The following is a 26,266-nucleotide window of genomic DNA, read 5'->3' as shown; positions in this document are numbered from 1 at the left end:
GACAGCTTCCAGCTCTTCTCACCTAATTCGAAGGCGACATACAGCCGCCCGACGACCGTTGTATCCTGCCCTTGAAGGGCCATGTTAGGCGCATCCATTTGCGAGCTCCTTTCGAAAAACGGGTACTCGAATCCTCGTTTTACTCCAGGGGGCTTACTTTCGCGGCCCTTCCATAGTATCTAGCGCACCACCCCATCTCGCTTCATGCTGCTGGTCAGCATCTGGATCTTGATCCAATTGCTCTCGCTCAGCACTATGGCATTCCAACGGGATACCTTGATCTCACGGATGACTTCAATGTCAGCGCATTCTTTGCAACTTGCTACGAAACCAAGAATGGCTGGGAACCTGTCGATACGGGCACGGGGGTAATTTACCGAGTCCACCTCAAGAAGATTGAGAATCCCTTTGACCGCTACATACCGCTTGGGCCGCAGCAGTTGCCTAGACCAAGTGAACAGTGTGCTTGGGTTACCGAACTCCCCCTTTGTCATTCATTCGAGGGATGGCCGGGTGTTGAGATGCTGCAATTCCATCATGATCGGCATGTCGGCCAATACTTTCTAGAAATGTATGCAGGTGGAGAGCGATTGTTTCCATCAGACCCTCTTGCCGAGGTTGCTGCGGAGATTCTTGCTTGTCGTGAAATTCCGATCGATCTTGTTGAGGCGGCGCTAGACTCGTTCGCAACCGATCCGTGTGGAATTCTTCCGGAGCATTTGCCTGCTTTACGCAAGGAGATTTCCACGCTGGCAAATCAGGTAAGTTATAGAAGACTACTGACAGATCAGCACGTTGCTTCCCTTCTTGCCGACCAAGAGTGGGTCAAAAAAATGCTTGGCAACGTAAAGGCTAGATAGGTTGCGGTTCGCCGTGTGCGAATTTCGCAGGTGGAAACAGCTCCAAAGTCTGACACCCCCGGCTGATACTCCTCATCGTTTACGGCGACTGCCAAGTGTTCGCTTGGCTTGCGGCACCCCTGCGTTTATCGTCCGCTTTTGCAGTAGCGCAACTTCCGCTTTGGGTCAGAGACTTTCGACCGCATACATTGGGCGCGCCAAGCACGCCCAATTGCCGGTCTTGACATGCCCTCCTGGGAAGAATTCCGGGTCGCTTATGCGGCGGCCTTCGGCGTCTTGATCGAATACGGATTGAAGCTCACAACCTCGTCGCCTATCCAATCGTTGAGCTGCGCGAATCGACTTTGCAACGGTTCGATTTCATGGCGCCCGAATACCTCGGCGGCCGTGTCGGCCGCGCCAAAGCCGCCGGTATTGCTCGGCACGATCCCCATGAGCTGCGGCGGTACGCGGTGAGCTGCGAGCAAGTCGTCGCGCGTCACATTCTTGACGTTGAAAAACTCATCCTTCGCCGTGACCTCTGACACGGGTATGAGCTGGATACCGTCTTTCTTGCCGTTCGGCGCGTACATGAAAAGGTTTCGGAAATTGCCCGGTCCCTTGCTGTTCTTCAACGCCTCGCGCATGTTATCGACATCGCTTTGACTCTGCGCCGCATCCGTCATGTACAGGATGAAACCCGCGTGCGAGCCGTTCTCGTAATACCGCCGGCGAAAGAGCGTCGCCGACTCGTTCAACCAGTCCGCATGCAAGGCGCCGAGATATTCAGGCAAGCCATACACTTCCTGGTTAATGTCCGGTTCCATCAAATGATGGATCGAGCCGACCTCGAACTCGTGTTGCTGCTGCCACCCGTTGACCTGGTAAAACTTCTGCAAGTCTGTCGACCGGCGCAAGTATTTCGACGGTGCGCGTTTGAGCGCGAGGGTTCCGCCAAGCCTGTTCTTTTGTCGCTCAATGTATCCATTGCCGAACACCAGGAAATCGAGCGACCACTTATCGAATTCCTCGCGCGTGAGCAACTTGTGAGGAATGCACGTCGCCGATAGCACATTGCGTTTGAAGTAAATCGCCGAGCTGTGATGTACACCAGCTCGAAAGGATTTCGCCAGGCCGGCGAGCGACACCCGCGGCTCGAACCACTGGCCGGCCGACCAGGTTTCGACGTAATCAAGTATCTCGGCGCGGTCCATCACCGGCATGGCATCGCCGAACGTGAAGGCCTCGGCCTTGGGCGGGTTCGAAGGGACGGCCGGCGGTGCGGCGTGCGTGTACTGTCTGCGCTTGCTCAATTTGAGAACTCCATAAAACGGGTATTGTTTGCGGTGATGCCTTCTAACGGCTCGTTGCCGAGCGCGCGCAGACACGCCCACGCTAAGTCTGCGTGGCCTGTTTCCTCGTTCCTGCTGGCCTCATACGTGACTTTTCTGCCGCTCGCCGTCATCGTCTTTCGAATCGCCATATCCTCGGCGACCTGGGCGAAACACTCGACGAGTCGAAGAAATTCGAAGTCGAAGCGATGCGTATTAAGACGCTCGGCCTGGGCGATCACGCGACGGCCGACGCGGTGAAATACGCGAAGGCTATGAAAACGTATGGCGTGAGCACGACCGATAACCTCACGCTCATGCGCGACTCGATAACGATTTTCGCTGACGAGCATCACGCTCAAATGGTGATGCCGACGCTTGGCAAAATGAAGTTTGCGAGCGAGGCGCTATACGGCGCCGAGGACGGCCACGCCAACGAAGAAAAGTTTATGAACATGCTTAAGGTGATCGAGCTGCGCGGCGGCACCAAGAGCGAAGAGGCGTTCAAGAACGAGGCGAACATGGTTCAAAACGTCATCACGGCCACCGGCGGCCGCGTTGGCGGCGACCAGTGGATGCAGTTCATTCAAACCAGCGGCGTTGCGGCAAAGCAAATGCGCAATGACGCGTTTTATAACCAGATGGAACCGCTCATTCAGGAAATGGGCGGGCACGCGGTCGGCACCGGGCTTATGTCCGCATACAGTAACGTCTACCAGGGCAAGACGACCGTGCGCGCAGCTCGGCTAATGATGGACCTCGACTTGCTCGATAAGAAGAAAGTCGAATTCAATAAAATCGGCATGGTCAAGCAAATCAAGCCCGGCGCGCTCGCCGGCGGGGATCTGCTGAAGGCCTCGCCGCTCGAATGGCTCGAAAAGGTTCTATTGCCAAAGCTGGCCGCCAAGGGCATCGCGGACCCGGACAAGGTTAAAGACATGATCGCGACGATTTTCACGAATCGCACCGCGTCGAATCTCTTTACGACCATGTACATGCAGAAGGACCAGATTCACAAAACCGAAAAGCTCAACGCCGGCGCCGATGGCATCGACGAAGCGATCACGGGCGCGGCCGATAGTACGGTCGCATGGTTCAAGCAAAAGCTCGGCATTCATAGCCCCTCGCGCGTGTTTGGCGAGCTGGGCGGGTTCATCACCCAGGGCGCCGCGCTCGGCATGCAAAGCGAGCAAGGGCGCATCGCAAAGGCCGCGGTCGGCCTGTCGACGCTCGCTTACCAGGAGCTGCAACGGCGCACGAGCTGGAAGCATGCGAGCACGTCGCGCGTCGGCGCTCGCAACGCCCGCCAGTTCAACGGCCCAGGCGATGAACCGCGCGAAACGCAGTCAAGCGACGCTCGATTACACTCGCTCTCGGCCGCCCTGACCTTTACCCCGAGCTGCCGGTTTATCTGTCGGGCTTCAAACCTCAAATCGATGACGAGTCATGGCTCGTTAAACGCGTTAAGCATTCGGTAGGCGATGGCGGATTCACGACCGGCCTAGAACTCGAAATGCGCGACGACCCGACAAGCGATCGCCATCGCTCGCACTTCCGAAGGAGCGGAAAATAAAACCTTATATCCTCCCTTGCTGCAACCTTATATTCGACTTATAATTGCGCTCATGAACAAAATCAACTGGACATCGAAAGCAACGAAGCAGGCGCGCAAGCTCGATAGGCCCGTTCGTGTTGCGATCGTCGACGCGGTTGAACAACTGGCCGCGATGCCGGACTGTCAGAACGTGAAGGCGCTGACAAACCACCTCTACGGCTACCGTCTGCGAGTTGGCAATTACAGGGTACTTTTTGATTGGGATGGCTCAATCAGAATCGTCGAAATACAGGAAGTGAGGAAACGCGATGAACGCACCTACTAACATTCAAACGATCAACGGCCCGGACGGAAAACCGGCCTTTGTCGTGATCCCCTACGCCGAGTACGTCGCGCAGCATGCGCGCGACAATGACTTGATCCCGCATGAAGTAGTGCGCCGCACGCTCGCCAATGACATACCGCCGGCGCGTGCATGGCGTGAACACCTGGGGCTAACGCAAGCAGAAGTCGCCGAACGGCTTGGCGTCTCTCAGTCGGCCTATGCACAGCAAGAAGGCAGCGCGCGCTTACGCGCTTCGTCTCGCGAGAAGATCGCCGGCGCGCTGGGCATCACGGCCGCGCAACTTGATTTTTGATCGGCACCGCGAACAAGTGCCAACTTACGAAGAGAGCATCGCGGACACGGAGCGCGCCCTACGCCGTCGCATTAAGGCCGTGCACGAATCCTTCGAACCCGGCTCGGATCAATTCAATGCGAGCCTTGGCACCTGTTACACCGTGCTCGAAGGCGTTTGCCGGAACGTTGCCATCACCCCCGCCGACGAAGCCCGCTTGCGGGCGCTTATCGAGCGCGAGCGCCAATAACCTATCAAACATACTCAAGGGGAAACAATGTCAGCACTAGATGACTTCTTGGCTCTAATGCCTAGCGAACGGGTGGTAGCCGTTCTCAAAGCAAAGGATGACTTCCCAACCGACCCACATCCTGCAATGCGCTGCGTAGCAGCCGACCCGCTGGCGACATTCCCGACCGTTGAGGAAGGAGTCGCCGACGAAATTCGGTCATATATCCGCCTCCTAACCCACTTTCGCTACATTGACCCTAGCGATATAGAAAGCGTAGCGAGCGCTGGTGAGCGATATATCCTCGCACTCTCAGTAATGCGGCTACGGGCCGTATGACAACAGGACGGCCCGAGCCGGCGAATATGCTGCGCCCGGTGCGCTAGGGCGGCACGTTGATCGTATGGCCGGTCGATCGCCCTCTACCTCGCCGGCCGAGGCATTAGTGACGCCGCGATCGACGCAGCGATCAAGGCCAAGACCCTTGGCTACAACGACTACACCAGCTCCACGAAGAAACCCGGCGAAGTCGGCTTTTGCGGACCCTCGGCTGCTTTTATCGTCAGGCCCATGAACAGTGCCGACGTGGTCGCCGTCGACATGCGGTTTATCGACCCCGCCGTCAATGGAGATGTGAAAACGCAAACGCAAGGCGAAAAAGACGGCCACGGCTGGACGGCCGACCCGCGCAAGCTCGCCCGCGCGCAACGCGTCATCCTGGTCGAAAGCTCGATTAATGCCCTCTCGATCGACACGTGCGACATGCCCGGCACGGCCGCCGTCTCGATTCGCGGCATCGGCAACGCCGAGAACATCGACTTTTCGTTTCTAATCGGCAAGCAGGTTGTGATCTGCATGGACAACGACGCACCCTTTCCAGAAGGGCATCACCGTGCAGGGCTGCGAGCCATCGATCGGGCGATGATCCATACGATCGCGCATGCCAAACGATCCGAGCAGCAGGTGGTGCGCACCCGTCAAGGCGAAAAACCGCGTGGCAAGACGGTCAGCGCCGGCACCGTGAATCGCGTAGTCGGCGTGCTCAATGCGGTGCTGAATGCGGGGGTCGAATGGGAATGGATCGACCGGGCACCGGTTGTCAAACGTGCCAAGGTGCCGGCGAAACGCATTCGCTGGCTCACGCCCACCGAGGCGGCGGTGTTGCAGCAACATTTAGCCGACATGGCGCAGTTCAGCCTTGAAACGGGATTGCGCCGTTCGAACGTGACTGGCTTGCAATGGTCGCAAGTGGATCTCGTTCGACGCCTCGCCTGGATTCATCCCGACCAGGCCAAGGCGCGTCGGGCGATCGCGGTGCCGCTATCGGATCCGGCCGTGGCGGTGTTGCGCAGGCAGGTGGCGAAAAAGCGCAAGCCGGAATACACGGCGAGCGTGTTCGTGTATCACGGCAAGCCGATGTACCAAACGGCAACCCGGGCTTGGCACGACGCCTGTGAGAAAGTCGGCATCCGCGACTTTCGATGGCACGACTTACGCCACACCTGGGCGAGCTGGCACGTGCAGCGTGGCACGCCGATGCAGGTGATCAAGGAACTCGGCGGCTGGGAGACGTTGGAGATGGTGCAGCGGTACGCGTACCTGTCGGCTGACCACCTGGGCCAGTGGGTGCAGTCGATGACGGAGATGCCGGCCAAGCCGCAACTGGTCGCGGTCTAGGCACTGCCTAGGTGCAATTTGGCTGCAATCTGAGGGTGGCGGGACCGGGTGAAATCGCGTAAACCCTTGCCAGTATTGGTGCGCCCGGCTGGGATCGAACCAGCAACCCCTGCCTTCGGAGGGCAGTACTCTATCCATTGAGCTACGGGCGCGTATGAGCCGTGGCACCGCGTTCCATATACAAAACAATGGAGGCAGGGCCGCTGCGAGTCCGAAACAATACCTGTTTTCCGCCGATTCGTCCACCGCAAGGACCAGGCCACCCGATAACCAACCCTCCAAACTCCCTCACCAGAATCGCCGAAATCCGGGTTAACACGCGCTGCGACAGGCCTCGCCGGGCACGCCGCCACGTAAACGTTCCGTCTATAATCGACCGTGCTGGTGAAAACGATCACGAACGCCCCAGAAAGTCGTTGTTGCTGTCACGCTGTTGCTGAACCGACTCACAAATAAAAGGGAGACGAGACGAGCATGAGTGAAGCACCCCACGGAGTCCCGATCAAAACGCCTGGCCAACTCATCGCGGCAATCATCGCCGGGTTTGCTATTCCGATCGTCGTGATCGTCCTGCTGGCCGTCTACGTCAATAACACGACGCGCGTCGGCGCCGGCACCGATTCCCTCTCCGACACAGCCGTCGCCGCCCGCATCGCCCCGGTGGCGCAAGTCGACATACGCGACGCCAACGCCCCGCGCGTGTACAAAACCGGCGAGCAGGTCTTCAAGGCCGTCTGCACGACCTGCCATACGGCCGGCGTAGCCGGCGCACCCAAGTTCGGCAACGCCGGCGACTGGGCGCCGCACATCGCGGAAGGCTACGACACCCTGCTCCACAACGCGCTCACCGGCAAAGGCGGCATGCCCGCACGCGGCGGCACCAGCCCCGACGACTATAGCGACTTCGAAATCGCCCGGGCAGTCGTCTATATGGCCAACGACGGCGGCGCAAAATTCGCCGAACCGGCGCCGGGCGCGGCAGCGGGCGCATCGGAGGCAGCACCTGCGAGCGGCGCAGCAGCGGGCGCGGCCTCGACCGATAACGCCCAGGCCGCCGCAGCAGTCGCGGCGCTGGCGAACGTCCCGCAAGCGAGTTCAGGCCCGGCGGCAGGCACGGAAAGCGCGGACGCATCGCAGGCTGGCAAGGCGCTGTACACACAGGTCTGCCAGGCGTGCCACGCAGCCGGCGTGCTCAATGCACCCAAATTCGGCGATAAAGACGCCTGGGCGCCCCGTCTGAAGGAGCCGATGGACACCGTCTACAACTACGCGCTGCACGGCAAGGGCGCGATGCCGCCGAAGGGTGGATCGACTGCCTCCGATGCCGACGTCAAAGCTGCCGTCGATTACATGGTCGCAGCGTCCAAATAGCCGCTCTCCACCAAGCGATGCCAACAAAAACCCTGCGCAAAAACGCAGGGTTTTTTAATGCAGCACGAGGCCTGCCGAAACAATCAAGCCGGCTTCTGCAGCAACTCTTTCAGCCGCGCCATCCGGTCCTTCGGCGACATCGGCGCTTCCTCTTCCGTCGGCGGCGGGGCATCGTCGAGAAGCATTTCCGGGATAAACCGCGACGGCTCGCACACCACCGTCTCGCGCGCCCGCTTGCGTTTCTTGCACCAGTTCAGATGCAAACTGCGCTGCGCCCGCGTGATGGCGACATACATCAGCCGCCGCTCTTCCTCGATCCGGCCGGTGTCGACGGGCGCATCCGCGTCCGCGTCGGGATTGCCCCGGTGCGGCATGATCCCCTCCTCCACGCCGACCAGAAACACGTGCGGATATTCGAGTCCCTTCGATGCATGCACCGTCGATAACCGCACGGCATCGGGATTCTCATCCTTACCTTCCAGCATCGACATCAGCGCGACGGTCTGGATCAGGCCGAGCAGGTTCTTGCCTTCATCGCCGAAACCATCGGCGTTGTCATAACCCGTAGCCTCGGAGTCTTCGGAAGGCTCGGCCTGCGGCTTCGTGCCCTTTTTCTTCAGCCACTCGCAGAATTCCAGCACGTTCTGCCACTTCGATTGCGCCTGACGTTCGTCGTGAGCGTCGTAGAGATAGGCCTCGTAATGGATGGCCTCCATCATGTCGTCGAGCACTTCGGTGGCCGGATCGCGCCCCGCCCGGTCCGACAAGCGCTGCATCCATTCGCAGAACGCGCGCAACGGTTCGACCTGCCGAGCGGACAATCGTGCTTCGATACCGCCCATGAACACGGCCTCGAACAGCGACACTTTCGCCTGCCCCGCGAACGAGCCGAGCGCCTCGAGCGTGGTATTGCCGACACCGCGCCGCGGCGTGGTGACCGCGCGGATGAACGCGGGATCGTCGTCGGGATTCGCGATCAATCGCAAATACGCGACGATGTCCTTGATCTCTGCCTTATCAAAGAAGGACTGGCCGCCTGAGAGCACGTAGGGAATCCGTTCCCGCCGCAAGACTTGTTCGAAGATCCGCGCCTGAAAATTCCCACGATACAAAATCGCGTAGTCGCGAAACGCCGAGCGCCGCTCAAACTTATGCGCCGATAACCGGAACACCACCGACTCCGCTTCATGCTCTTCGTCGTTGCAACCGGTTACGGTGATCGAGTCGCCCATGCCGTGCTCGGACCAGAGCTTCTTTTCGAACAGCTTCGGATTGTTCGCGATCACGTTGTTGGCGGCTGTCAGGATGCGCACCGTCGACCGGTAGTTCTGCTCGAGCTTCACCACATGAAGCTTCGGAAAGTCCTTGCCCAACTGTGCGAGGTTTTCCAGCGTCGCGCCGCGCCAGCCATAGATGGCTTGATCGTCATCGCCCACGGCCGTGAACGCCGCGCGCGGACCCGCCAGCAGTTTCAGCAACTCGTACTGACACGCGTTCGTGTCCTGATATTCGTCGATCAGCAGATAACGCAGCCGGTTCTGCCACTTCTCGCGGACCTGCTCGTTTTCCGAGAAGAGTTGCGCGGGCTTCAGGATCAGGTCATCGAAATCGAGCGCCTGATAGGCGTGCAGCGTCGCGACATAGCTTCGAAACACGATGGCCGCCTGCATCTCGTCCTCGTTCGACGCCATCGCCGACGCCTGATCCGGCGACACCATGCCGTTTTTCCACAGCGAAATAATCGACTGGACCTTGCGGATCAGGCCTTTGTCGGTGGTCCCGAGCTGTTCCTGGACGAGGCCGAAACAATCGCTGGAATCCATGATCGAGAACTGCGGTTTCAGGCCGACGTGCTCAGCCTCCTGCCGCATGATCTGCACGCCGAGCGAGTGAAACGTGGAGATGGTCAACTGGTTCACCGGCACCCGGCGGCCCTCCTTGCCGGGCGTGGTGAGCGTTTTGCCTTCGAGCAGCTTCGCCGTACGCTCGCGCATTTCAAGCGCGGCTTTGTTCGTGAAGGTCAGCGCGGCAATGTGCTTCGGCTCGAAGCCTTTGCCCTCGATCAGATGGGCAATCTTCTGGGTGATCACGCGTGTCTTGCCGCTGCCGGCACCGGCGAGCACGAGACATGGACCATCGAGATAGCGCACCGCTTCGGATTGCGCGGCGTTCATACCTGCTGCGGACATCGTTCGGACACTTTGAGATGCGTAAATCGGGCGGACGTTTCGGCTGCCGGAAGTACGCGATGGTGAGCAAGAGAGCGAGCAAAATTGCGCGTTTTTCCTGCGGGCGCAATTTCGAGAGCGCGATGTTAACACGGAAGAAACCGTCGCTCGAAAGCAATGGTTCTGGCCCTTTCGGGAGGAAGAATCCAACGCGGCACGGAGTTCCAACCCCAAACCGCTCCCTCCGCGCATGCCACAATAACGGCATCGCCAACACAAACAGGATGCCCGCATGACAGCACTTCTAAAAGTCGGCCTGATGGGCTATGGCTTTGCCGGCGAAACCTTTCACGCTCCGGTGATAGAACACTGTGGCCGCGCGACGGTATCGGCCATTGCCACAGGCAAACCCGAGCGCGCACAGGCCGATTACCCGAAAGCGACGATCGTCGAAGATTTCGATGCGCTGCTCGCGCTCGACGAGCTTGATTGCATCGTCATAGCAACCCCCAACGACACCCATTTCGACCTCGCGAAGCGAGCCCTCGAAGCAGGCAGGAACGTAGTCGTCGATAAACCGGTCACCTTGTCCGGCGCCGACGCAAAAACCCTCACCGATCTGGCCAAAACCCACGGACTGCTGTTTGCGCCGTTTCACAACCGCCGCTGGGACGGCGATTTCATGACGGTGCGTGCGCTGATCGAAAGTGGCCGGCTTGGTCGCGTGACGCACTACGAGTCGCATTTCGACCGCTTCCGGCCGAAAGTGCCGCAACGCTGGCGCGAGGAAGCGTCGCGCGGCGGCGGCTTGCTGTTCGATCTCGGGCCGCATCTCATCGATCAGGCGCTGGCGCTTTTCGGCGCACCGCAGACCGTATTCGCCAGCGTAAAAGCACATCGCGATCACGCGAGCGCACCGGATTACGTCCACCTGCTGCTCGGCTATGCAGACAAGGAAATCGTGCTGCACGCAACCGCGCTCGCCGCGCTGGACCCGCCGCGCTTCGCTATTCACGGCACGCGCGGCAGCTATGTGAAAACGGGTCTCGATGTGCAGGAAGACCAGCTCAAAGCCGGTTTGCGTCCCGGCAATCCTGGGTTTGGCCGCAATCCGCCGGGCCTCTTGCGTGAAGTCGATGGCGATCACGACTTGCGCCAGGAATTCGCCACCCGCGATGGCGCGTATGCGGAGTTTTATCGTGCGCTGGCGGCATCGGTGCTCGAAGGCAAGCCGTTCCCCGTCACGGCGCAAGATGCCGTCGATGTCATGACCATCATCGATCTCGCCATTCGCAGCAACGCGGAAGGGCGCCGGCTCGATTTCACGCCGTTGCAATAACAAACAGCCCACGGCGGACTTTCAAACACACAGCGTTACATTTGCGCGCGGCTCCGGCGTCAGCCGGGGGCGCGCGCGGGCCGTTCTTCTGCAGTTGTCTGAGTCTTATCTTAAAAACCAGAAAGGGGAGAACTTCCGTGCTTACATTCAAAGCAAGTTGCGCCCGTGCGCTGATTGGCATGGCGCTGGCGGGATCGCTGGCAGCGTGCGTCGTCGAGCCGACGCGGCAGGTCAATGTCGTCGAGGAAACACCCGCGCGCCCAGATCCGCATATGGAAGCGGTTCATCGGATGGATCAGGTCAACGGGCGAATCAACGCGCTTTGGCATCATGTCGATCAGCGCGTGAATCAAGGTTTTTATCCGCCGCCACAAGGCGATGCGTTTCATCATCGGCTGGATGTGATTCGCCAGGAATCCCGCGATATGGCTTCGCAACATGGCGGCGGTTTGTCGGGTGAAGAACAGCACACGCTGAACGGCGAACTGGACGGTCTGCAGCGCGCGATCCAGTAAGCACCGCAGTTTTATGCGCCGAACGACAGGCTCGTCGTTCGGCTGACCATGCTCATCGATGACTCGCGTTGAGCTCGAAATCCAGCACCATCTCCGCGACTTCCACAACCTCCTCCAGCGCGGCCTCGACAGCCTCAACCGAGGGCTCCAGCAGCAGATCATCGGCGTAACCCATGGCCAGCGCGAAGAGCTGCCGGGCCGCACGTTCCGGCGATGCGCAGCGAAACACCTTCGCCTCCACGCCCTGTTCGATGATTCCGCGAAGCATGGCTTGCCAGCGACCGATCTCGTTTAAATAAGCACGCGCCAGTTCTGCGTCGTGCATGGCTTCGTCCCAGGCATCCAGCCACAGCCCCCAACCATCATCCTTGCTAGCCGGCAGGCAGTCGCGGATAAAACCGAGCAACGCTTCGGCCGGCGGTTTATCGGTCAGACGCGTGGCGGCTTCTTCGAGTTGCTCGTCGGCAAAGTGCACGAACGCTTCGCGGCGCAACTCATTCCAGTCGTCGAAGTAGTGATAGATGTGACTGCGCGACAGCCCCGCGTGCTCGGCGAGATCGCGCGTGGAAACGTCCGCGAAACCTTTCTGGCGGAACAACTCGAGGGCGGCCGCAATGATCTGATCTTTGCGTTCCGGGGACGACCGCGACATGTTCGATTCCTTTTCAAGCGTGAACGGATTAGCTGAGCTTGCATTTTGAGCGACTGCTCAATTATAATTTGAGCACTCGCTCAAATTATAGCGGCGATTTTACCCAAGGTATGGTCATGTCATTCGTCACACCAGAAATCCGGATGGTTAAGAGCGAAAAGCTCGGTCAGCAGTCCGCCACGTCCACGCTCAAAGCCATTGCCCGGGCCTATCCGGGCAAGCTGTTCTTCACGCTGTCGCTCGTCGCGCTGGAGAACGCGCTGTTGCTCGCGTATCCGCTGTTCGCGGGATTCGCCGTCGACTCGATCATTCGGGGCGACGCCCGCAGCGCATTGTTCTACGCGGTGATCGTATTGGCGTTCTGGGCGGTCGGCGCCGCGCGCCGGGCCGTGGATACGCGCACCTTCACGCGGATATACGCCGATCTGGCGGTACCGGTGATCCTCAATCAGCGGCTGCGGAACCAAAGTACGTCGACGGCGGCGGCACGCGTGGTATTGGCCCGGGAGTTTGTCGACTTCTTCGAAAAACACGTGCCGACCATGGTCACCGCTTTGGTATCGATAGTCGGCGCCGTGGCGATGCTGCTCGCGATCGAGCCGTGGATCGGCGTAGCCAGTCTGGGCGGATTGCTGCTGTGCATGGCCTTGTTGCCGCGCTTTGCACGGCGCAACCAGGGCTTGCATCAGCGCTTGAATGACCGGCTGGAGAAGGAAATCGGTTTGGTCGCGAAAGTCGGTACGGTCACCTTGAAACGACACTATCGCGTGCTTTCCAAGCTCCGGATTCACCTGTCGAACCGTGAAGCCGCGGCGTTTCTCTTTGTCGGTTCCGTGGCGGCCGTGCTGTTTGTCATTGCCATCAGCCAGTTGGCCTTGGCGCCGGCGGTCAAGGCCGGGCATGTCTACGCCGTGATGACGTACCTCTGGACCTTTGTCAGCAGCCTCGACGAAGCACCGTCGATGGTCGATCAACTGGCGCGCTTGCGCGACATCGGCAAGCGCGTGGATCCAGGGCTCAACAAGGACTAAGGATCGCCGCGCCAGCCCTCGCCGTTTGACAAGCTGAATTCGGTCGCGTAAATTCGCCGCACGCGTCGGGAGAGAGCGCTGGCCGTTGGTCGTTCGTGTTCAAAACGACATAAAAACGAAGCCGCGCCGCCGAAGGGGCACACCCACAAACTCTCAGGCAAAAGGACCGGCCGCGTCGAAGTTCCGTTCATGCAGTGCGTCTTTCACCGGACGCCGGTGAACGGAAAGTCGAACTCTGGAGAGCGGCATCGGCTAATAAAGAAGCACCAGCCAGACGCCCACCGAAGGGGCGCGCGTTGGACGTCGGATCATCGGCGAACAGCGTGCAATCTCTCAGGTACCGAGGACAGAGGGGTCATGTACCGAATCGCTACGCGGTTTGGGCTTTGCATGTTGCAGCCGAATGGGTTCACACGTCTGGCGCAGCTTAAAAGCCGAAACCCCGAGCGGGTTCGACGCATGGCCTTTTTTTGTTTTCGCGCACGCCCGAGGCCCGCTCCATGTCTGATCTTCAACACACGCCTTTGCACGCCGCTCACCTTGCGCTCAATGCACGCATGGTCGATTTCGGCGGCTGGGACATGCCCGTCAATTACGGTTCGCAGATCGACGAACATCACGCAGTGCGCACCGATGCCGGCATGTTCGACGTGTCGCACATGCGCGTCGTCGATTTCACCGGCGATAAAGCACGCGAGTTCTTCAAGTACGCGATCGCGAACAACGTCGACAAGCTCACCGTTCCCGGCAAAGCGCTCTATTCGTGCCTGCTGAACCCGGAAGGCGGTGTGATCGATGACCTGATCGTGTACTACTTCGACGATGACAACTACCGCGTCGTCGTGAATGCCGGCACGGCTGAGAAAGACATCGCGTGGTTTGGCCATCTGAACGCGGAAGGCGGTTTTGGACTGACCATCACGCCTCGCCGCGATTTCGCCATCGTCGCCGTACAGGGTCCGAACGCTCGCGAAAAAGTCTGGCAAGTACTGCCGCAAACCCGCGCCGCTACCGCGGAACTCAAGCCCTTCAACGCCGTGCAATTCCCGGTCAGCTCGTTTGGCGACGTGATGCTCGCGCGCACCGGCTACACGGGCGAGGACGGTTTCGAAATCGTCGTTCCGGCTACGCAAGTAGAAGCGTTCTGGAACGCATTGATCGCACAAGGCGTGAAGCCCGCCGGCCTCGGCGCACGCGACACGCTGCGTCTGGAAGCTGGTATGAACCTCTACGGTCAGGACATGGACGACACGGTTTCGCCGCTCGACGCCGGCCTCGCCTGGACCGTCGACTTCAGTGACCCAAATCGCGCATTCGTCGGCCGCTCGGCGCTGGAAGCGAATGGGTCGAAGGCGCGCTTTGTCGGCTTGATTCTGCAGAAGGAAAACGGCCGCGCCGGTGGCGTGCTTCGTGCTCACCAAAAAGTCGTCACCGCCGACGGCGAAGGCGAGATTACGAGCGGAACATTCTCGCCATCGATGCAGGAATCCATCGCGTTCGCCCGGGTGCCGGCGAGCGTGAAACCGGGCGATAACGTGCACGTCATCATCCGCGACAAACAACTCCCGGCAAGCGTGGTAAAACTGCCTTTCGTGCGCAACGGCAAGGTTTTGGCGGCGCTTTGAAGCGGTCCCGAACGCTCGCAAGAACGCCACGCACGTCCCACCCTCAAAGACACTTTGGAGCATCCGCATGAGCATCCCGGCCGACCTCAAATACACCGAATCGCACGAATGGGTGCGCACTGAATCCGACGGCACGCTGACCATCGGTATTACGGATCACGCGCAGGAAGCACTGGGCGATGTCGTGTTCATCGAATTGCCGCCGGTTGGCAAGACGGTTGCCGCCGGCGACGCCATCGCCGTGATCGAATCGGTGAAAGCTGCGTCCGATATCTACGCACCCGTGTCCGGCGAAATCGTCGGCGCGAACGATGCGCTGACGGGCACGCCGGATCAGATCAACGGCACGCCGTATGAAAGCTGGCTCTTCAAGATCAAGCCCGCCGCCGATGCCAAGACGGATCGGTTGATCGATGCCGCTGCGTACGGCGCGTCGATCGGCGAGTAACTTTATCAACGACCGTGCGGCGTGCTTACGCTCAAAAGCAAAGCCGCCGCACCAGCAGGAACTCTCATGAAGCTCGAACACCCGGATCGTCTGATGAACCGCTCATCCTTGTCCCTCGCCGCGCTCGAATGCCACAACGCCTTCGCCCAGCGGCACATCGGCCCGGATTCGGCCGACCAGCACGCCATGCTCGAGGCGCTCGGTTTCGCGTCGCGCGCGGCGTTCATTGATGCGGTGATTCCCGAGTCCATCCGGCGTCACGAAACGCTGCCGCTCGGCGCGTTCACGCAGCCGAAAAGCGAAGCGGAAGCGCTGGCTTCGTTGAGGAAGCTCGCGGATCAGAATCTGGTGTTCAGGAACTATATCGGCCAGGGTTATTACGGCACGCATACGCCGGCGGTGATCCTGCGCAACGTGCTTGAAAACCCGGCGTGGTACACGGCTTACACGCCGTATCAGCCGGAAATCTCGCAAGGCCGCCTGGAAGCGTTGCTGAACTTCCAGCAGATGGTGATCGATCTGACGGGCCTTGCGATTTCGAACGCATCGTTGCTCGATGAAGCCACCGCGGCCGCCGAAGCCATGACGCTGCTGCAACGCGCGGGCAAGCCGAAATCGAACCTGTTTTATATCGCCGACGACGTCCTGCCGCAGACCATCGAAGTCGTGCAGACGCGGGCGAAGCCTGCGGGCATTGAAGTGAAAGTCGGTCCCGCCGCCGATGCCGCTACGGCCAACGCGTTCGGCGTGCTGCTGCAATATCCCGGCGCAAACGGCGATGTGCAGGACTATCGCGCGCTCGCTGAAGCCGTGCATGCGGCGGGCGGTCACGTCGTAGTCGCCGCCGATCTGCTCGCGCTCACGCTGCTCACGCCACCGGGCGAATGGGGCGCGGATGTGGTTATCGGCAATACGCAGCGTTTTGGCGTGCCGGTCGGTTTCGGCGGTCCGCACGCGGCGTATATGGCCGTGCGCGATGACTTCAAGCGCCAGATGCCGGGCCGTCTGGTTGGTGTCACCGTCGATGCCCAAGGCAAGCACGCGCTGCGTCTCGCGCTGCAAACGCGTGAGCAACATATTCGCCGTGAAAAGGCGACATCGAATGTATGTACAGCGCAGGCCTTGCTCGCGATCATGGCCAGCATGTACGCCGTGTATCACGGGCCGCAGGGTCTGAAGACCATCGCGTTGCGCGTGAATCGCGTGGCGTCGATCTTCGCGGCCGGCGTGCAAAAGCTCGGCTACACGCTCGCGAACGAAACCTTCTTCGATACGATCACGATCAAAAGCGGTGCGAACACGACGGCGCTGCATCAGGCGGCATCGGCGGTGCATGTGAATCTGCGCCATATCGATGCAACGCACGTAGGCATTTCCGTCGATGAAACCACCACGCGCGACGACCTCCTGAAGCTCTTCGCATTGTTCGCGGAAGTGGTCGGCAAGACGGAAACGTTCGATATCGACGCGCTCGATGCCGACGCAAAAGTCTCCTTGCCGAAAGCACTGGGACGCACGAGCGAATACCTTACGCATCCGGTGTTCAACCGCCATCACTCCGAGCACGAAATGCTGCGCTATCTGCGCAGTCTCGCCGACAAGGATCTCGCACTCGATCGCACGATGATCCCGCTCGGTTCCTGCACGATGAAGCTCAACGCGACGTCCGAAATGCTGCCCGTGACGTGGCCCGAATTCGCGCAGATTCATCCGTTTGCTCCGGCGGAACAAACCGTTGGTTATCGGACGATGATCGATCAGCTCGAGCAGATGCTGGTTGCGTGCACTGGTTACGCGGCGGTATCGCTGCAACCGAATGCCGGCTCGCAAGGTGAGTACGCCGGCTTGCTGATCATCCACGCGTATCACGCGTCGCGTGGCGAAGGGCATCGGAATGTGTGCCTGATTCCCGCGTCCGCGCACGGGACGAATCCGGCATCGGCGCAAATGGCCGGGATGCAGGTTGTGGTCGTTGCGTGCGATGAACAAGGCAACGTCGATATCGCCGACTTGAAGGCCAAGGCCGAGAAACACGCCGACAAACTCGCGGCGATCATGATCACGTATCCGTCGACACATGGCGTGTTCGAAGCGAACGTGCGCGAAATCTGCGAGATCGTGCATGCGCACGGCGGCCAGGTGTACGTCGATGGCGCGAACATGAACGCGATGGTCGGCCTCACCGCGCCAGGCCAGTTCGGCGGCGACGTGTCGCATCTGAACCTGCACAAGACTTTCTGCATTCCGCATGGCGGCGGCGGACCGGGCGTGGGTCCGGTCGCGGTTGGTGCGCATTTGGCCAAGTTCTTGCCGAATCAGCATTCCACTGGTTATCACCGCGATGCGGCCGGAATTGGAGCGGTATCGTCGGCGCCTTATGGCTCGGCCGCCATCCTGCCGATCTCGTGGATGTACATCGCGATGATGGGCGCGCAAGGCCTCACGAACGCCACCGAAAGCGCGATCCTCGCAGCAAACTATGTGGCGAAGCGTCTCGCGCCACATTACCCCGTGCTGTACAGCGGCACGAGCGGACTGGTCGCGCACGAATGCATTCTCGATCTGCGTCCGTTAAAGGAAACGAGCGGCATTTCTGTCGATGACGTCGCCAAGCGCCTGATCGATTACGGTTTCCACGCGCCGACCATGAGCTTCCCGGTGCCGGGCACGCTGATGGTCGAACCGACGGAATCGGAATCGAAGGAGGAGCTGGATCGTTTTATCGATGCAATGATTGCCATTCGCGACGAAATTCGCGCGGTTGAAGAAGGCAAATCGGATCGCGAAGACAATCCGCTGAAACATGCGCCGCATACGGCAGCAGTTGTTGTCGCCGATGACTGGAGCCACGCCTACTCGCGTGAAACGGCGGCGTATCCGCTGACATCGCTGATTGCGCGCAAGTACTGGCCTCCGGTCGGCCGTGCGGACAACGCCTACGGCGACCGCAATTTGTTCTGCTCGTGCATTCCGCTGTCCGAATACGGGGAATAAGCGGCGAATAAGCGACAACTAAGCACGCGTTTCAACTGTCCGGCTTTTCCGAGAGCCGGACAGTTTTGCCGGATTCATGCAACACCAGATACCATCTCACCCGAACCAAGCCAATCAGGGAGTTTTGCATGGCGCGACAGGTGCGAGTGGTGACTAAAACGTGGCGTGTCCCGGCGATAATCGCGGCCCTTGCAGCAACGGCGTTGAGCGCGCAAAGCGCGTTCGCCGCCATGAACTTTTGCGCCGCGCCCGCGATGCAAAACAGTGAGCGCACAAACGCCGATCCGGGCGTGAAGGCGCTGGTGAAAATGGTGCAGTCGCGTCTGAACGACCAGCCGAAAGCACGGGCGACGCTTCATACCGAAGGCACGTTGCCGCATCAGGGCATTCGCGACGAAAGCGAGGAAGCGGAGAAGGATCTCGGGCTGATGCGCGACGCCGCGCTCGCCTGGCGCGCGACCGGCAACGAAGCGTATTTGCGTCTGGTCGACCGGTTTTTGTTCGCGTGGGCAACGACGTATCAGCCGAGTTTCAATCCTATCGATGAAACGAATTTCGAGTCGCTGATCCTCGCGTATGACCTGACGGCGAGCGCCTTGCCGGTAAAAACACGTAACGCGGCGAACGCCTTCATCACGAAGATGGTGGCGGGATATATAGCGGATATCGATGAACAGAAACGGCCGCTGACCGGCACGTATCGCAACAACTGGCAGAGTCACCGGATCAAGCTGATTTCGATGGGTGCGTTCACTATCGACGACCGCAAGCTCATCAACGCTGCGCAGCGTCTGTATGTGGAGCATATTGGAGACAACATTGCGCCCGACGGCTCGACCGTCGATTTCGCCGAACGCGACGCGCTGCATTACGTCACTTACGACCTGCAGCCGCTGGTCACGGCTGCGCTCGCGGCGCGCCGTCATAACCGCAACTGGCTGAGTGAGCGCGCGCAGTCCGGCGCGACCCTGGCCGCCGCGCTGAACTGGCTGACGCCGTACGCGCTCGGCACGCGCACGCACGACGAATTCGTTCATTCGACGGTGCCCTTCGATGCCACCCGCCGCGAGGCCGGGCTGCCCGGTTATTCCGGCGCTTGGGATCCGAAGCACGCCGCCGAATTGTTTCATCTTTCGGCGCGGCTCGACGGGCGTTACACGCCCATTGCGCTGCGCCTCGCGCCCACGCCGCCGGCCTGGCTCGCAGTGTGTTTGCCGCTGCCGGCGCGCTGATTTTTTTTAGCAGCACCTTTGCAGGAGCAGTCATGGCAGTCAGCGTTTTCGATCTTTTCAAAATCGGCATCGGTCCGTCGAGTTCGCATACGGTCGGGCCGATGCGCGCCGCCCTGATGTTCGTGCAGGGACTCGAACGCGATGGCCTGCTGGACGCCACGGCTTCGGTGAAGTGCGAGTTATACGGCTCGCTGGGTGCGACCGGCAAGGGTCACGGTACGGATCGCGGCGTGATGCTCGGCTTGATGGGCGACGCGCCGGATACCGTCGATGCCGGCACGATCAGCACGCGCCTCGAGACTGTCCGTGCGACGAAAAAGCTGCCGCTGCTGGGCCGTCACGAAATTCCGTTCGTGCTGAAGGAACACATTACGTTTCTGCGGCAGGCATTGGCGGAACATCCGAACGGCATGAAACTCCATGCTTTCGATGCCAACGGCGCCTCGTTGCGCGACGCGACCTATCTCTCGGTGGGTGGTGGTTTTGTGGTGACGGCTGGGGCATCGAATGTGAAGGTGCTCACGGCTATCGAACAGTTGCCATACGCGTTTAAATCCGGCGATGAATTGCTCGCGTTGTGCCGTGAAACCGGCAAATCCGTCGCGCAATTGATGTGGGAAAACGAGCGCGTGTGGCGCAGCGAAGACGAGATTCGCTCGGGCTTGCTGCGCATTTGGGACGTGATGCAGTCGTGCGTGAAGCGCGGTTGCGGTATCGACAACCCCGATGCCGACGGCTGCCTGCCCGGTCCTTTTCAGGTGAAGCGGCGCGCGCCGGTGTTGTATCGGGCGCTGATCGACAAGCCCGAACAGGCCTTGCGCGATCCGCTTTCCATGATCGACTGGATCAATCTTTACGCTATAGCAGTGAACGAGGAAAACGCCGTGGGCGGGCGCGTGGTGACGGCGCCGACCAATGGCGCGGCCGGCATCATTCCGGCGGTGCTGCATTACTACGATCGATTCATGCCGGGGTCGAATACGCAGGGGGTGATCGACTTTTTGCTGACGGCGGCGGCGATCGGCATTCTGTACAAGATGAACGCTTCGATTTCAGGTGCCGAGGTCGGATGCCAGGGCGAAGTGGGGGTTGCGTGTTCGATGGCGGCGGCTGGGCTGGCAGCGGTGATGGGTGGCACGCCGACGCAGGTTGAGAATGCCGCCGAGATCGGCATGGAGCATAACCTTGGGCTGACTTGCGATCCGGTTGGCGGGATGGTGCAGATTCCGTGCATTGAACGCAATGCGATGGGTTCCATGAAGGCCGTGAATGCGGCACGCATGGCGATGCGGGGCGATGGTAGTCATTATGTTTCGCTCGACTCCGTCATCAAGACAATGATGCAGACCGGCGCCGATATGAAAACCAAGTACAAGGAAACGTCGCGAGGTGGGTTGGCGGTGAATATTGTTGAGTGTTAATTTGCTCGCGCCGGTGGACGGGTTTTTTTGCGGTCTGCCGGTGCAGTTGCTCTTGGGTTGATGCCGGGTTGCTGCTTTCGGCGTTAGTGGTCTGCGGGAATTAGCTGCATTTTTATCACTATTAGCCACTGTGCGTGGCGGCGCGTCGTTTCTTTGTCCAACGCGGCGAAAAAGAAACGAAGCAAAGAAAGCGCTTTCCAACCATCGGCAAGTTAGTGTTCCTAGCGTGCAGGCTAGAAGTTTTTGGCACCTGATAGCACGGTGCTCGCCAGACTCACCAATGTTTGAACCCCTCCTTCTCGCGAATCCTGACACGAACACGCTTCGCCCCCAACGCTCTCGGGCAAGTTCAACGCGCCCATGGAATCGTTGCCCCAGCAAAACCCCGGCCTAGCGCCGGCGCCCCGCCCAAGCGTAAGCTATGAAATCCATTGCCCGTTCGCGTCCCGCGCGAACCTTCCGGGAGATTTCATCGTATGGCATCTGCTGTCACGTCTTCTCATTCCCTCTCCACCACCGGCGCACGACTGGTCGTCGATGCGCTGTTGACGCACGGCGTCGAACGCGTGTTCTGCGTGCCCGGCGAAAGCTTTCTCGCCATCCTCGATTCCCTCCACGATGAAACCAGTCGCATCCAGACCATCGTGTGCCGTCACGAGGCAGCAGCGGCAAACATGGCCGAGGCAGTAGGCAAACTGACCGGCCGCCCTGGCGTGGCGCTCGTTACGCGCGGCCCAGGCGCCACTCATGCATCGATCGGCGTTCATACGGCATTCCAGGATTCCACGCCCATGATCCTGTTAATCGGCCAGTGCGCCCGCGAGCACATGGATCGCGAGGCGTTTCAGGAGATCGACTACCGGCGCATGTTCGGGCAGATGGCGAAGTGGGTCGCGCAAATCGACGATCCGCGCCGTATTCCCGAATATCTGAGTCACGCGTTCCACGTTGCGACCTCGGGTCGTCCGGGTCCGGTTGTACTCGCGCTGCCCGAAGATGTACTGAGCGATGCATGCGAAGCCGTGCCGGGTGCGCCGCGTTATCAGCGCGTCGCAGCGGCGCCCGCGCCGGCGCAAATCGAACGATTGCGCGTGCTGCTGGCGGTATCGAAGAAGCCATTTGTGATTGCCGGCGGCAGCGGGTGGACGCCGGAAGCTACAGCGGATTTCGCGCGCTTCGTGGAGGCGTGGCAACTTCCCGTGGGATGCGCGTTCCGCTTTCAGGACACCTTGGATAACAACCATCCGAACTATGCCGGCGATGTCGGCCTCGGAATCAACCCCGCGCTCGCCGCACGCATTCGCGAAGCCGATTTGCTCTTCGTGTTAGGTCCCCGAATGGGCGAATCGACGACGGGCGGTTACACATTGCTCGACATCCCCAAGACGAAGCAAACGCTGATTCACGTACATCAAGGCGCGGAAGAACTTGGGCGCGTGTATTCGGCGGATCTGCCGATTGTTTCGGGCATGCCGGAGATGGTGTCGGCGTTGGTGGCACTGAACCCACCCGCAGTCATTCCATGGAGCGGCGCTATTGAAGCAGCACATGACGCATATCTGGCGTGGCGCAAGCCGCGGCCCATGCTCGGCGATGTCCAGCTTGGCGAGATCATGGAGCAGCTAAGCGAGCGCCTTCCCGCCGATGCCATCGTGACGAATGGCGCCGGGAATTATGCGACGTGGTTGCATCGGCACTATGCGTATCGGCATTACCGGTCGCAGGTTGCGCCGACGAGTGGCGCGATGGGTTACGGCGTGCCCGCGGCGATTGCGGCGAAGTCGCTGTATCCGGACCGCGTGGTAGTGGCCTTTGCGGGCGATGGATGTTTCATGATGTCGAGCCAGGAATTGGCGACGGCAATGCAGTACCACCTCGCCGTGATATTCGTGGTGGTGAACAACCAGCAATACGGCACGATCCGTATGCATCAGGAACGCCACTATCCGAATCGCGTGCATGGAACGGCGCTGACGAACCCCGACTTCGCGGCCTACGCGCGCGCGTTCGGGGCGCATGGAGAGCTCGTGGAATCGACGGCGCAATTCATGCCGGCGTTCGAGCGTGCGGTAAAAACAGGATTGCCATCGGTGATAGAAATAAGGATTCCACAGGATGCAAGCACCCCGGCCGCGACCTTGGATCAGGTAAGGGAACAAGGAGAAAAGCTGCGGCAAAAGTGAGCGCCGGCCACGTACCGTGGCGGCCATGAACACTCGCAAAGCAGCAGGTTTCACGAAGACCTGCGCAAATGAGCCGGAACAAGGCCAAAGCGAAAGCGAACAAAATCCAGGAGACGCACGACCATGGCATCGCAAGCATTTCTGCAGGCAAGAGACTTCCTGCTACGTCATCGCGACGACTACGCCACCGCGTATAAAGACTTTTCGTGGCCAGAGCTCACGGAGTTCAACTGGGCGCTCGACTGGTTCGATGAATACGCGCGCAGCAACCTCGAACCGGCGCTGTGGGTGGTCGAGGAAAGCGGAGAAGAAACAAAGCTTTCGTATGCGGAGTTATCCGCGAGATCGAACCAGTTGGCCAACTGGCTGAGGCAGCACGGCGTCCAGCGAGGCGAGCGGATCTTGCTGATGCTGCCGAACCAGCCGGCGCTTTGGGAAACCATGCTCGCCGCGATGAAACTTGGCGCAGTCACCATTCCGGCGACCATGTTGCTCACCCCGGCCGACATCGCCGATCGCATGACGCGCGGCGAGGTGAAGCATGTGATCGTGGCATCGAGTGAAACGGCGAAGTTCGATTCCATCGATAAAACCAAAACCCGCATCGCAGTAGCGATTCCGCAAAGTGCCGCGTTGCCCGAAGGCTGGCTGGATTTCGCCGACGCCTTCAACGAAAGCCCGTCGTTCGAGCCCGAAGGCAGGACGCTGGCAACCGATCCGTTGCTGCTGTATTTCACGAGCGGCACGACGAGCCGCCCGAAGCTTGTTTTGCATAGCCATCAAAGCTACCCGGTGGGCCACTTGTCGACCATGTATTGGATCGGCCTGAAACCCGGCGATGTCCATCTGAACATCAGCTCGCCCGGCTGGGCAAAACACGCGTGGAGTTGCGTCTTCGCTCCGTGGAACGCGGGCGCGACCGTGTTCATCCACAACACGTCGCGCTTCAGCGCAAAGGCCACGCTGGAGGCGCTCGTCAAGCACCAGATCACGACGCTGTGCGCACCGCCAACCGTCTGGCGGATGATGATCCAGGAAGATTTATCGGCGTATAAGGTGCACTTGCGCGAAGTCGTCGGCGCGGGCGAACCGTTGAATCCCGAGATTATCGAGCGTGTGAAAAAGGCGTGGAACCTCACGTTACGCGATGGTTTCGGCCAGACGGAAACCACAGCGCAAATCGCCAACTCGCCGGGTCAGCCGATGAAGCCGGGATCGATGGGAAGGCCGTTGCCCGGCTATCGCATCACGCTGCTCGACCACGACGACAACCCCGCGCAAGAAGGCGAACTCGCGTTGATCCTCGACCCCAAACCGCTAGGCTTGATGGACGGTTACGTGGACGATCCATCGAAGTCGCAGCAGGCCATGCGCGGCGGCCACTATCGCACGGGCGATGTTGCGTCCATCGACGCCGATGGTTACTTCACCTACGTAGGCCGCTCCGACGACGTCTTCAAAGCAGCGGATTACCGCATCAGTCCGTTCGAGTTGGAGAGTGTGCTGATCGAGCATCCGGCGGTCGGCGAAGCGGCCGTGGTGCCGAGTCCTGACCCGTTGCGGTTATCGGTGCCGAAAGCATTCGTCGCATTGCGCAACGGTTACGAACCAACGAAGGAGACCGCCGGCGAAATCCTGAAGTTCACCGCGCAGAAACTGGCGCCCTACAAGCGCATTCGACGCATCGAGTTCTATGAATTGCCGAAGACCATCTCGGGCAAGATTCGTCGCGTAGAACTAAGGAAAACCGAAGAAGCGCGAAGCAGCGATGCGCGTCGCGAGAATGAATACTGGGAAGAGGATTTCAGCGCGTAGTACGCAAAAAAAAAGCCCCGCAGCGCAGAACGCGTGCGGGGCTTCCAAAACTAACACCAAACCTGAAACTTACTTGCCACCCACGCTCTGCAGCGTCGTCCACTTCCCGCCAACGACCTTGTACAGCGTAATCCCGCCGTTCTTCAAATCGCCCTTCGAGTCGTACGCGAGCTGCTTCGAGGTCACGCCTGCCATGTCGGTTTTAGCGAGCATCGGCAGATACTTCGCCGGATCGGTGGAGTTCGCGGTCTTCATCGCCATGAACATTGCCATTGCGCCGTCGTACGCGTACGGCGAGTACGTTTGCACGTCTTCGTTGAAGCGCTTCTTGTACTTGGCCACATAACCCGCGCCACCCGGCATTTCTTCAAGCGGCAAACCGGCAAGCGATGCCACCGTGCCGTCGGCTGCATCGCCGGCGATCTTCAGGAACGTGTCGGTCTTAACCATTTCGCCCGCCATCAACGGCGCGCGCATGCCGAGCGTCTTCATCTGCTTGACCATCGGGCCAGCTTGCGAATCGGCGCCGCCGTAGTACACGAGGTCCGGGTTCATCGACTTGAGCTTGGTCAGGATTGCCTTGAAATCGACGGCCTTGTCGTTCGCGTATTCACGGTCCACGACGGTCGCGCCCGCTGCTTTCGCTGCCTTCTCGAACTGGTCGGCGAGACCCTGACCATAAGCCGTGCGGTCATCGACGATCGCGATCTTCTTCATCTTCAGCGTCTTCACCGCGAACTCGCCGGCTACCGACCCTTGCTGCGTATCGGAGGTCATCATGCGGAACGCGGTCTTGTAGCCTTGCGTCGTGTATTCCGGCGCGGTCGCCATCGCGATCTCGGGAATGCCGGCGTTCGCGTAGATGCGCGAAGCGGGGATCGTCGTGCCCGAATTGAAGTGACCGAGCATGCCCTTGACGTTGTCGTCCACGAGCTTTTGCGCCACGGTCGTGCCGGTGCGCGGGTCGGCCTGGTCATCGGCGGAATCGAGCACGATGCGAACCGGCTTGCCGCCGATCACGGGCTTGGTCGCGTTGAAGTCTTCAACCGCGAGCACCACGCCGTTCTGGAAATCCTTGCCGTAGTGCGCTTGCGCGCCGGTCATCGGGCCGGCGAAACCTACTTTCACATCCTCGGCCGTCTGCGCTTGAGCCGTTCCCGCGAGCGACAGTCCGGCGATAAACATCGCGGCTGCCAGCTTCTTCATCGTGTAATCCATAAACTC

General features: G+C 60.1%; 20 protein-coding genes, 1 tRNA gene, 4 pseudogenes and 2 riboswitches. Of the genes and pseudogenes, 20 read left to right on the top strand and 5 right to left on the bottom strand.

The window, feature by feature from the left end; translation table 11 throughout:
* Window positions 1-194 precede the first annotated feature (194 nt).
* A pseudogene (locus M0D69_RS43725) lies at window positions 195-323 on the top strand (FRG domain-containing protein); the annotation flags it as partial.
* Between the two features lie 198 nt (window positions 324-521).
* Window positions 522-860 (top strand): hypothetical protein, encoded by a 339-nt coding sequence (locus M0D69_RS11735; RefSeq protein ID WP_301782181.1) that lies wholly within the window; start codon window positions 522-524, stop codon window positions 858-860.
* A gap of 254 nt (window positions 861-1,114) precedes the next feature.
* Here the strand turns inward: M0D69_RS11735 and M0D69_RS11730 are convergent, their stop codons facing one another.
* Window positions 1,115-2,152 (bottom strand): phage portal protein, encoded by a 1,038-nt coding sequence (locus tag M0D69_RS11730; protein ID WP_301782180.1) that lies wholly within the window; start codon window positions 2,150-2,152, stop codon window positions 1,115-1,117.
* Between the two features lie 167 nt (window positions 2,153-2,319).
* On the opposite strand from M0D69_RS11730, the pseudogene M0D69_RS11725 reads away from it, so the two are divergent.
* From M0D69_RS11725 to M0D69_RS11690, 7 genes and pseudogenes are all read left to right on the top strand, one after another.
* Window positions 2,320-3,228 (top strand): annotated as a pseudogene (locus tag M0D69_RS11725) (hypothetical protein); the annotation flags it as partial.
* Between the two features lie 120 nt (window positions 3,229-3,348).
* Window positions 3,349-3,489: pseudogene (locus M0D69_RS11720) on the top strand (phage tail protein); the annotation flags it as partial.
* Window positions 3,490-3,527: 38 nt separating this feature from the next.
* A pseudogene (locus tag M0D69_RS11715) lies at window positions 3,528-3,743 on the top strand (phage late control D family protein); the annotation flags it as partial.
* A gap of 52 nt (window positions 3,744-3,795) precedes the next feature.
* Window positions 3,796-4,050, top strand: coding sequence for a type II toxin-antitoxin system RelE/ParE family toxin (locus M0D69_RS11710; protein WP_301782179.1), 255 nt, complete (start codon window positions 3,796-3,798; stop codon window positions 4,048-4,050).
* Window positions 4,034-4,363 (top strand): helix-turn-helix domain-containing protein, encoded by a 330-nt coding sequence (locus tag M0D69_RS11705; RefSeq protein WP_301782178.1) that lies wholly within the window; start codon window positions 4,034-4,036, stop codon window positions 4,361-4,363. The genes M0D69_RS11710 and M0D69_RS11705 overlap by 17 nt, the downstream gene beginning before the upstream one ends.
* 16 nt (window positions 4,364-4,379) lie before the next feature.
* Window positions 4,380-4,592 (top strand): hypothetical protein, encoded by a 213-nt coding sequence (locus M0D69_RS11700; RefSeq protein WP_301782177.1) that lies wholly within the window; start codon window positions 4,380-4,382, stop codon window positions 4,590-4,592.
* A 549-nt stretch (window positions 4,593-5,141) separates the two neighbouring features.
* The gene (locus M0D69_RS11690; RefSeq protein ID WP_367619702.1) at window positions 5,142-6,248 is read left to right on the top strand and encodes a tyrosine-type recombinase/integrase; all 1,107 of its coding nucleotides are present in this window, start codon (window positions 5,142-5,144) and stop codon (window positions 6,246-6,248) included.
* Between the two features lie 76 nt (window positions 6,249-6,324).
* Here the strand turns inward: M0D69_RS11690 and M0D69_RS11685 are convergent.
* Window positions 6,325-6,400 (bottom strand) — tRNA-Arg (locus M0D69_RS11685).
* Window positions 6,401-6,722: 322 nt separating this feature from the next.
* Between M0D69_RS11685 and M0D69_RS11680 the strand changes: the two genes are divergently transcribed.
* The gene (locus M0D69_RS11680) at window positions 6,723-7,619 is read left to right on the top strand and encodes a cytochrome c5 family protein (protein ID WP_301782176.1); all 897 of its coding nucleotides are present in this window, start codon (window positions 6,723-6,725) and stop codon (window positions 7,617-7,619) included.
* 83 nt (window positions 7,620-7,702) lie between these two features.
* Here M0D69_RS11680 and M0D69_RS11675 read toward each other — a convergent pair whose 3' ends face one another.
* Window positions 7,703-9,808: a UvrD-helicase domain-containing protein gene (locus M0D69_RS11675; protein ID WP_301782175.1), complete on the bottom strand. Its 2,106-nt coding sequence runs from the start codon at window positions 9,806-9,808 to the stop codon at window positions 7,703-7,705.
* A 271-nt stretch (window positions 9,809-10,079) separates the two neighbouring features.
* Between M0D69_RS11675 and M0D69_RS11670 the strand changes: the two genes are divergently transcribed.
* Complete coding sequence (locus M0D69_RS11670; protein WP_301782174.1) at window positions 10,080-11,126, top strand: oxidoreductase; 1,047 nt, start codon at window positions 10,080-10,082, stop codon at window positions 11,124-11,126.
* A 179-nt stretch (window positions 11,127-11,305) separates the two neighbouring features.
* Window positions 11,306-11,641: a hypothetical protein gene (locus M0D69_RS11665; protein WP_301782189.1), complete on the top strand. Its 336-nt coding sequence runs from the start codon at window positions 11,306-11,308 to the stop codon at window positions 11,639-11,641.
* Between the two features lie 52 nt (window positions 11,642-11,693).
* On the opposite strand, the gene M0D69_RS11660 is transcribed toward M0D69_RS11665, so the two are convergent.
* Window positions 11,694-12,293: a TetR/AcrR family transcriptional regulator gene (locus M0D69_RS11660; RefSeq protein WP_301782173.1), complete on the bottom strand. Its 600-nt coding sequence runs from the start codon at window positions 12,291-12,293 to the stop codon at window positions 11,694-11,696.
* Window positions 12,294-12,409: 116 nt separating this feature from the next.
* On the opposite strand from M0D69_RS11660, the gene M0D69_RS11655 reads away from it, so the two are divergent.
* The 8 genes from M0D69_RS11655 (at window position 12,410) to M0D69_RS11620 (ending at window position 25,042) form a co-directional block, all read left to right on the top strand.
* Entirely contained in the window at window positions 12,410-13,324 is a 915-nt protein-coding gene (locus M0D69_RS11655; RefSeq protein WP_301782172.1) for an ABC transporter six-transmembrane domain-containing protein, read from the top strand.
* Between the two features lie 56 nt (window positions 13,325-13,380).
* A riboswitch (glycine riboswitch) is annotated at window positions 13,381-13,504 on the top strand.
* 45 nt (window positions 13,505-13,549) lie between these two features.
* Window positions 13,550-13,684, top strand: a riboswitch (glycine riboswitch).
* Window positions 13,685-13,824: 140 nt separating this feature from the next.
* A complete protein-coding gene (gcvT, locus tag M0D69_RS11650) occupies window positions 13,825-14,949 on the top strand; it encodes a glycine cleavage system aminomethyltransferase GcvT (protein ID WP_301782171.1) in 1,125 nt (374 codons plus the stop codon).
* A 67-nt stretch (window positions 14,950-15,016) separates the two neighbouring features.
* A complete protein-coding gene (gene gcvH / locus M0D69_RS11645; RefSeq protein WP_301782170.1) occupies window positions 15,017-15,397 on the top strand; it encodes a glycine cleavage system protein GcvH in 381 nt (126 codons plus the stop codon).
* A gap of 66 nt (window positions 15,398-15,463) precedes the next feature.
* Entirely contained in the window at window positions 15,464-18,391 is a 2,928-nt protein-coding gene (gcvP, locus tag M0D69_RS11640; RefSeq protein ID WP_301782169.1) for an aminomethyl-transferring glycine dehydrogenase, read from the top strand.
* A gap of 128 nt (window positions 18,392-18,519) precedes the next feature.
* Window positions 18,520-19,623, top strand: a complete 1,104-nt coding sequence (locus M0D69_RS11635) for an alginate lyase family protein (RefSeq protein ID WP_301782168.1) — start codon at window positions 18,520-18,522, stop codon at window positions 19,621-19,623.
* 32 nt (window positions 19,624-19,655) lie between these two features.
* Window positions 19,656-21,044 carry an L-serine ammonia-lyase gene (locus M0D69_RS11630; RefSeq protein ID WP_301782167.1) on the top strand — a complete coding sequence of 463 codons (1,389 nt, stop codon included), beginning with the start codon at window positions 19,656-19,658 and terminating at the stop codon, window positions 21,042-21,044.
* Window positions 21,045-21,520: 476 nt separating this feature from the next.
* A complete protein-coding gene (locus M0D69_RS11625; protein WP_301782166.1) occupies window positions 21,521-23,227 on the top strand; it encodes a thiamine pyrophosphate-binding protein in 1,707 nt (568 codons plus the stop codon).
* Window positions 23,228-23,350: 123 nt separating this feature from the next.
* The gene (locus tag M0D69_RS11620; RefSeq protein ID WP_301782165.1) at window positions 23,351-25,042 is read left to right on the top strand and encodes an AMP-binding protein; all 1,692 of its coding nucleotides are present in this window, start codon (window positions 23,351-23,353) and stop codon (window positions 25,040-25,042) included.
* A gap of 69 nt (window positions 25,043-25,111) precedes the next feature.
* On the opposite strand, the gene M0D69_RS11615 is transcribed toward M0D69_RS11620, so the two are convergent.
* Window positions 25,112-26,260 carry a branched-chain amino acid ABC transporter substrate-binding protein gene (locus M0D69_RS11615; protein ID WP_301782164.1) on the bottom strand — a complete coding sequence of 383 codons (1,149 nt, stop codon included), beginning with the start codon at window positions 26,258-26,260 and terminating at the stop codon, window positions 25,112-25,114.
* Between the last annotated feature and the right edge of the window lie 6 nt (window positions 26,261-26,266).

The organism is Caballeronia sp. SEWSISQ10-4 2, assembly GCF_030464885.1.
Classification (GTDB): Bacteria; Pseudomonadota; Gammaproteobacteria; order Burkholderiales; family Burkholderiaceae; genus Caballeronia.
This window is presented reverse-complemented; position numbering and strand designations above follow the sequence as displayed.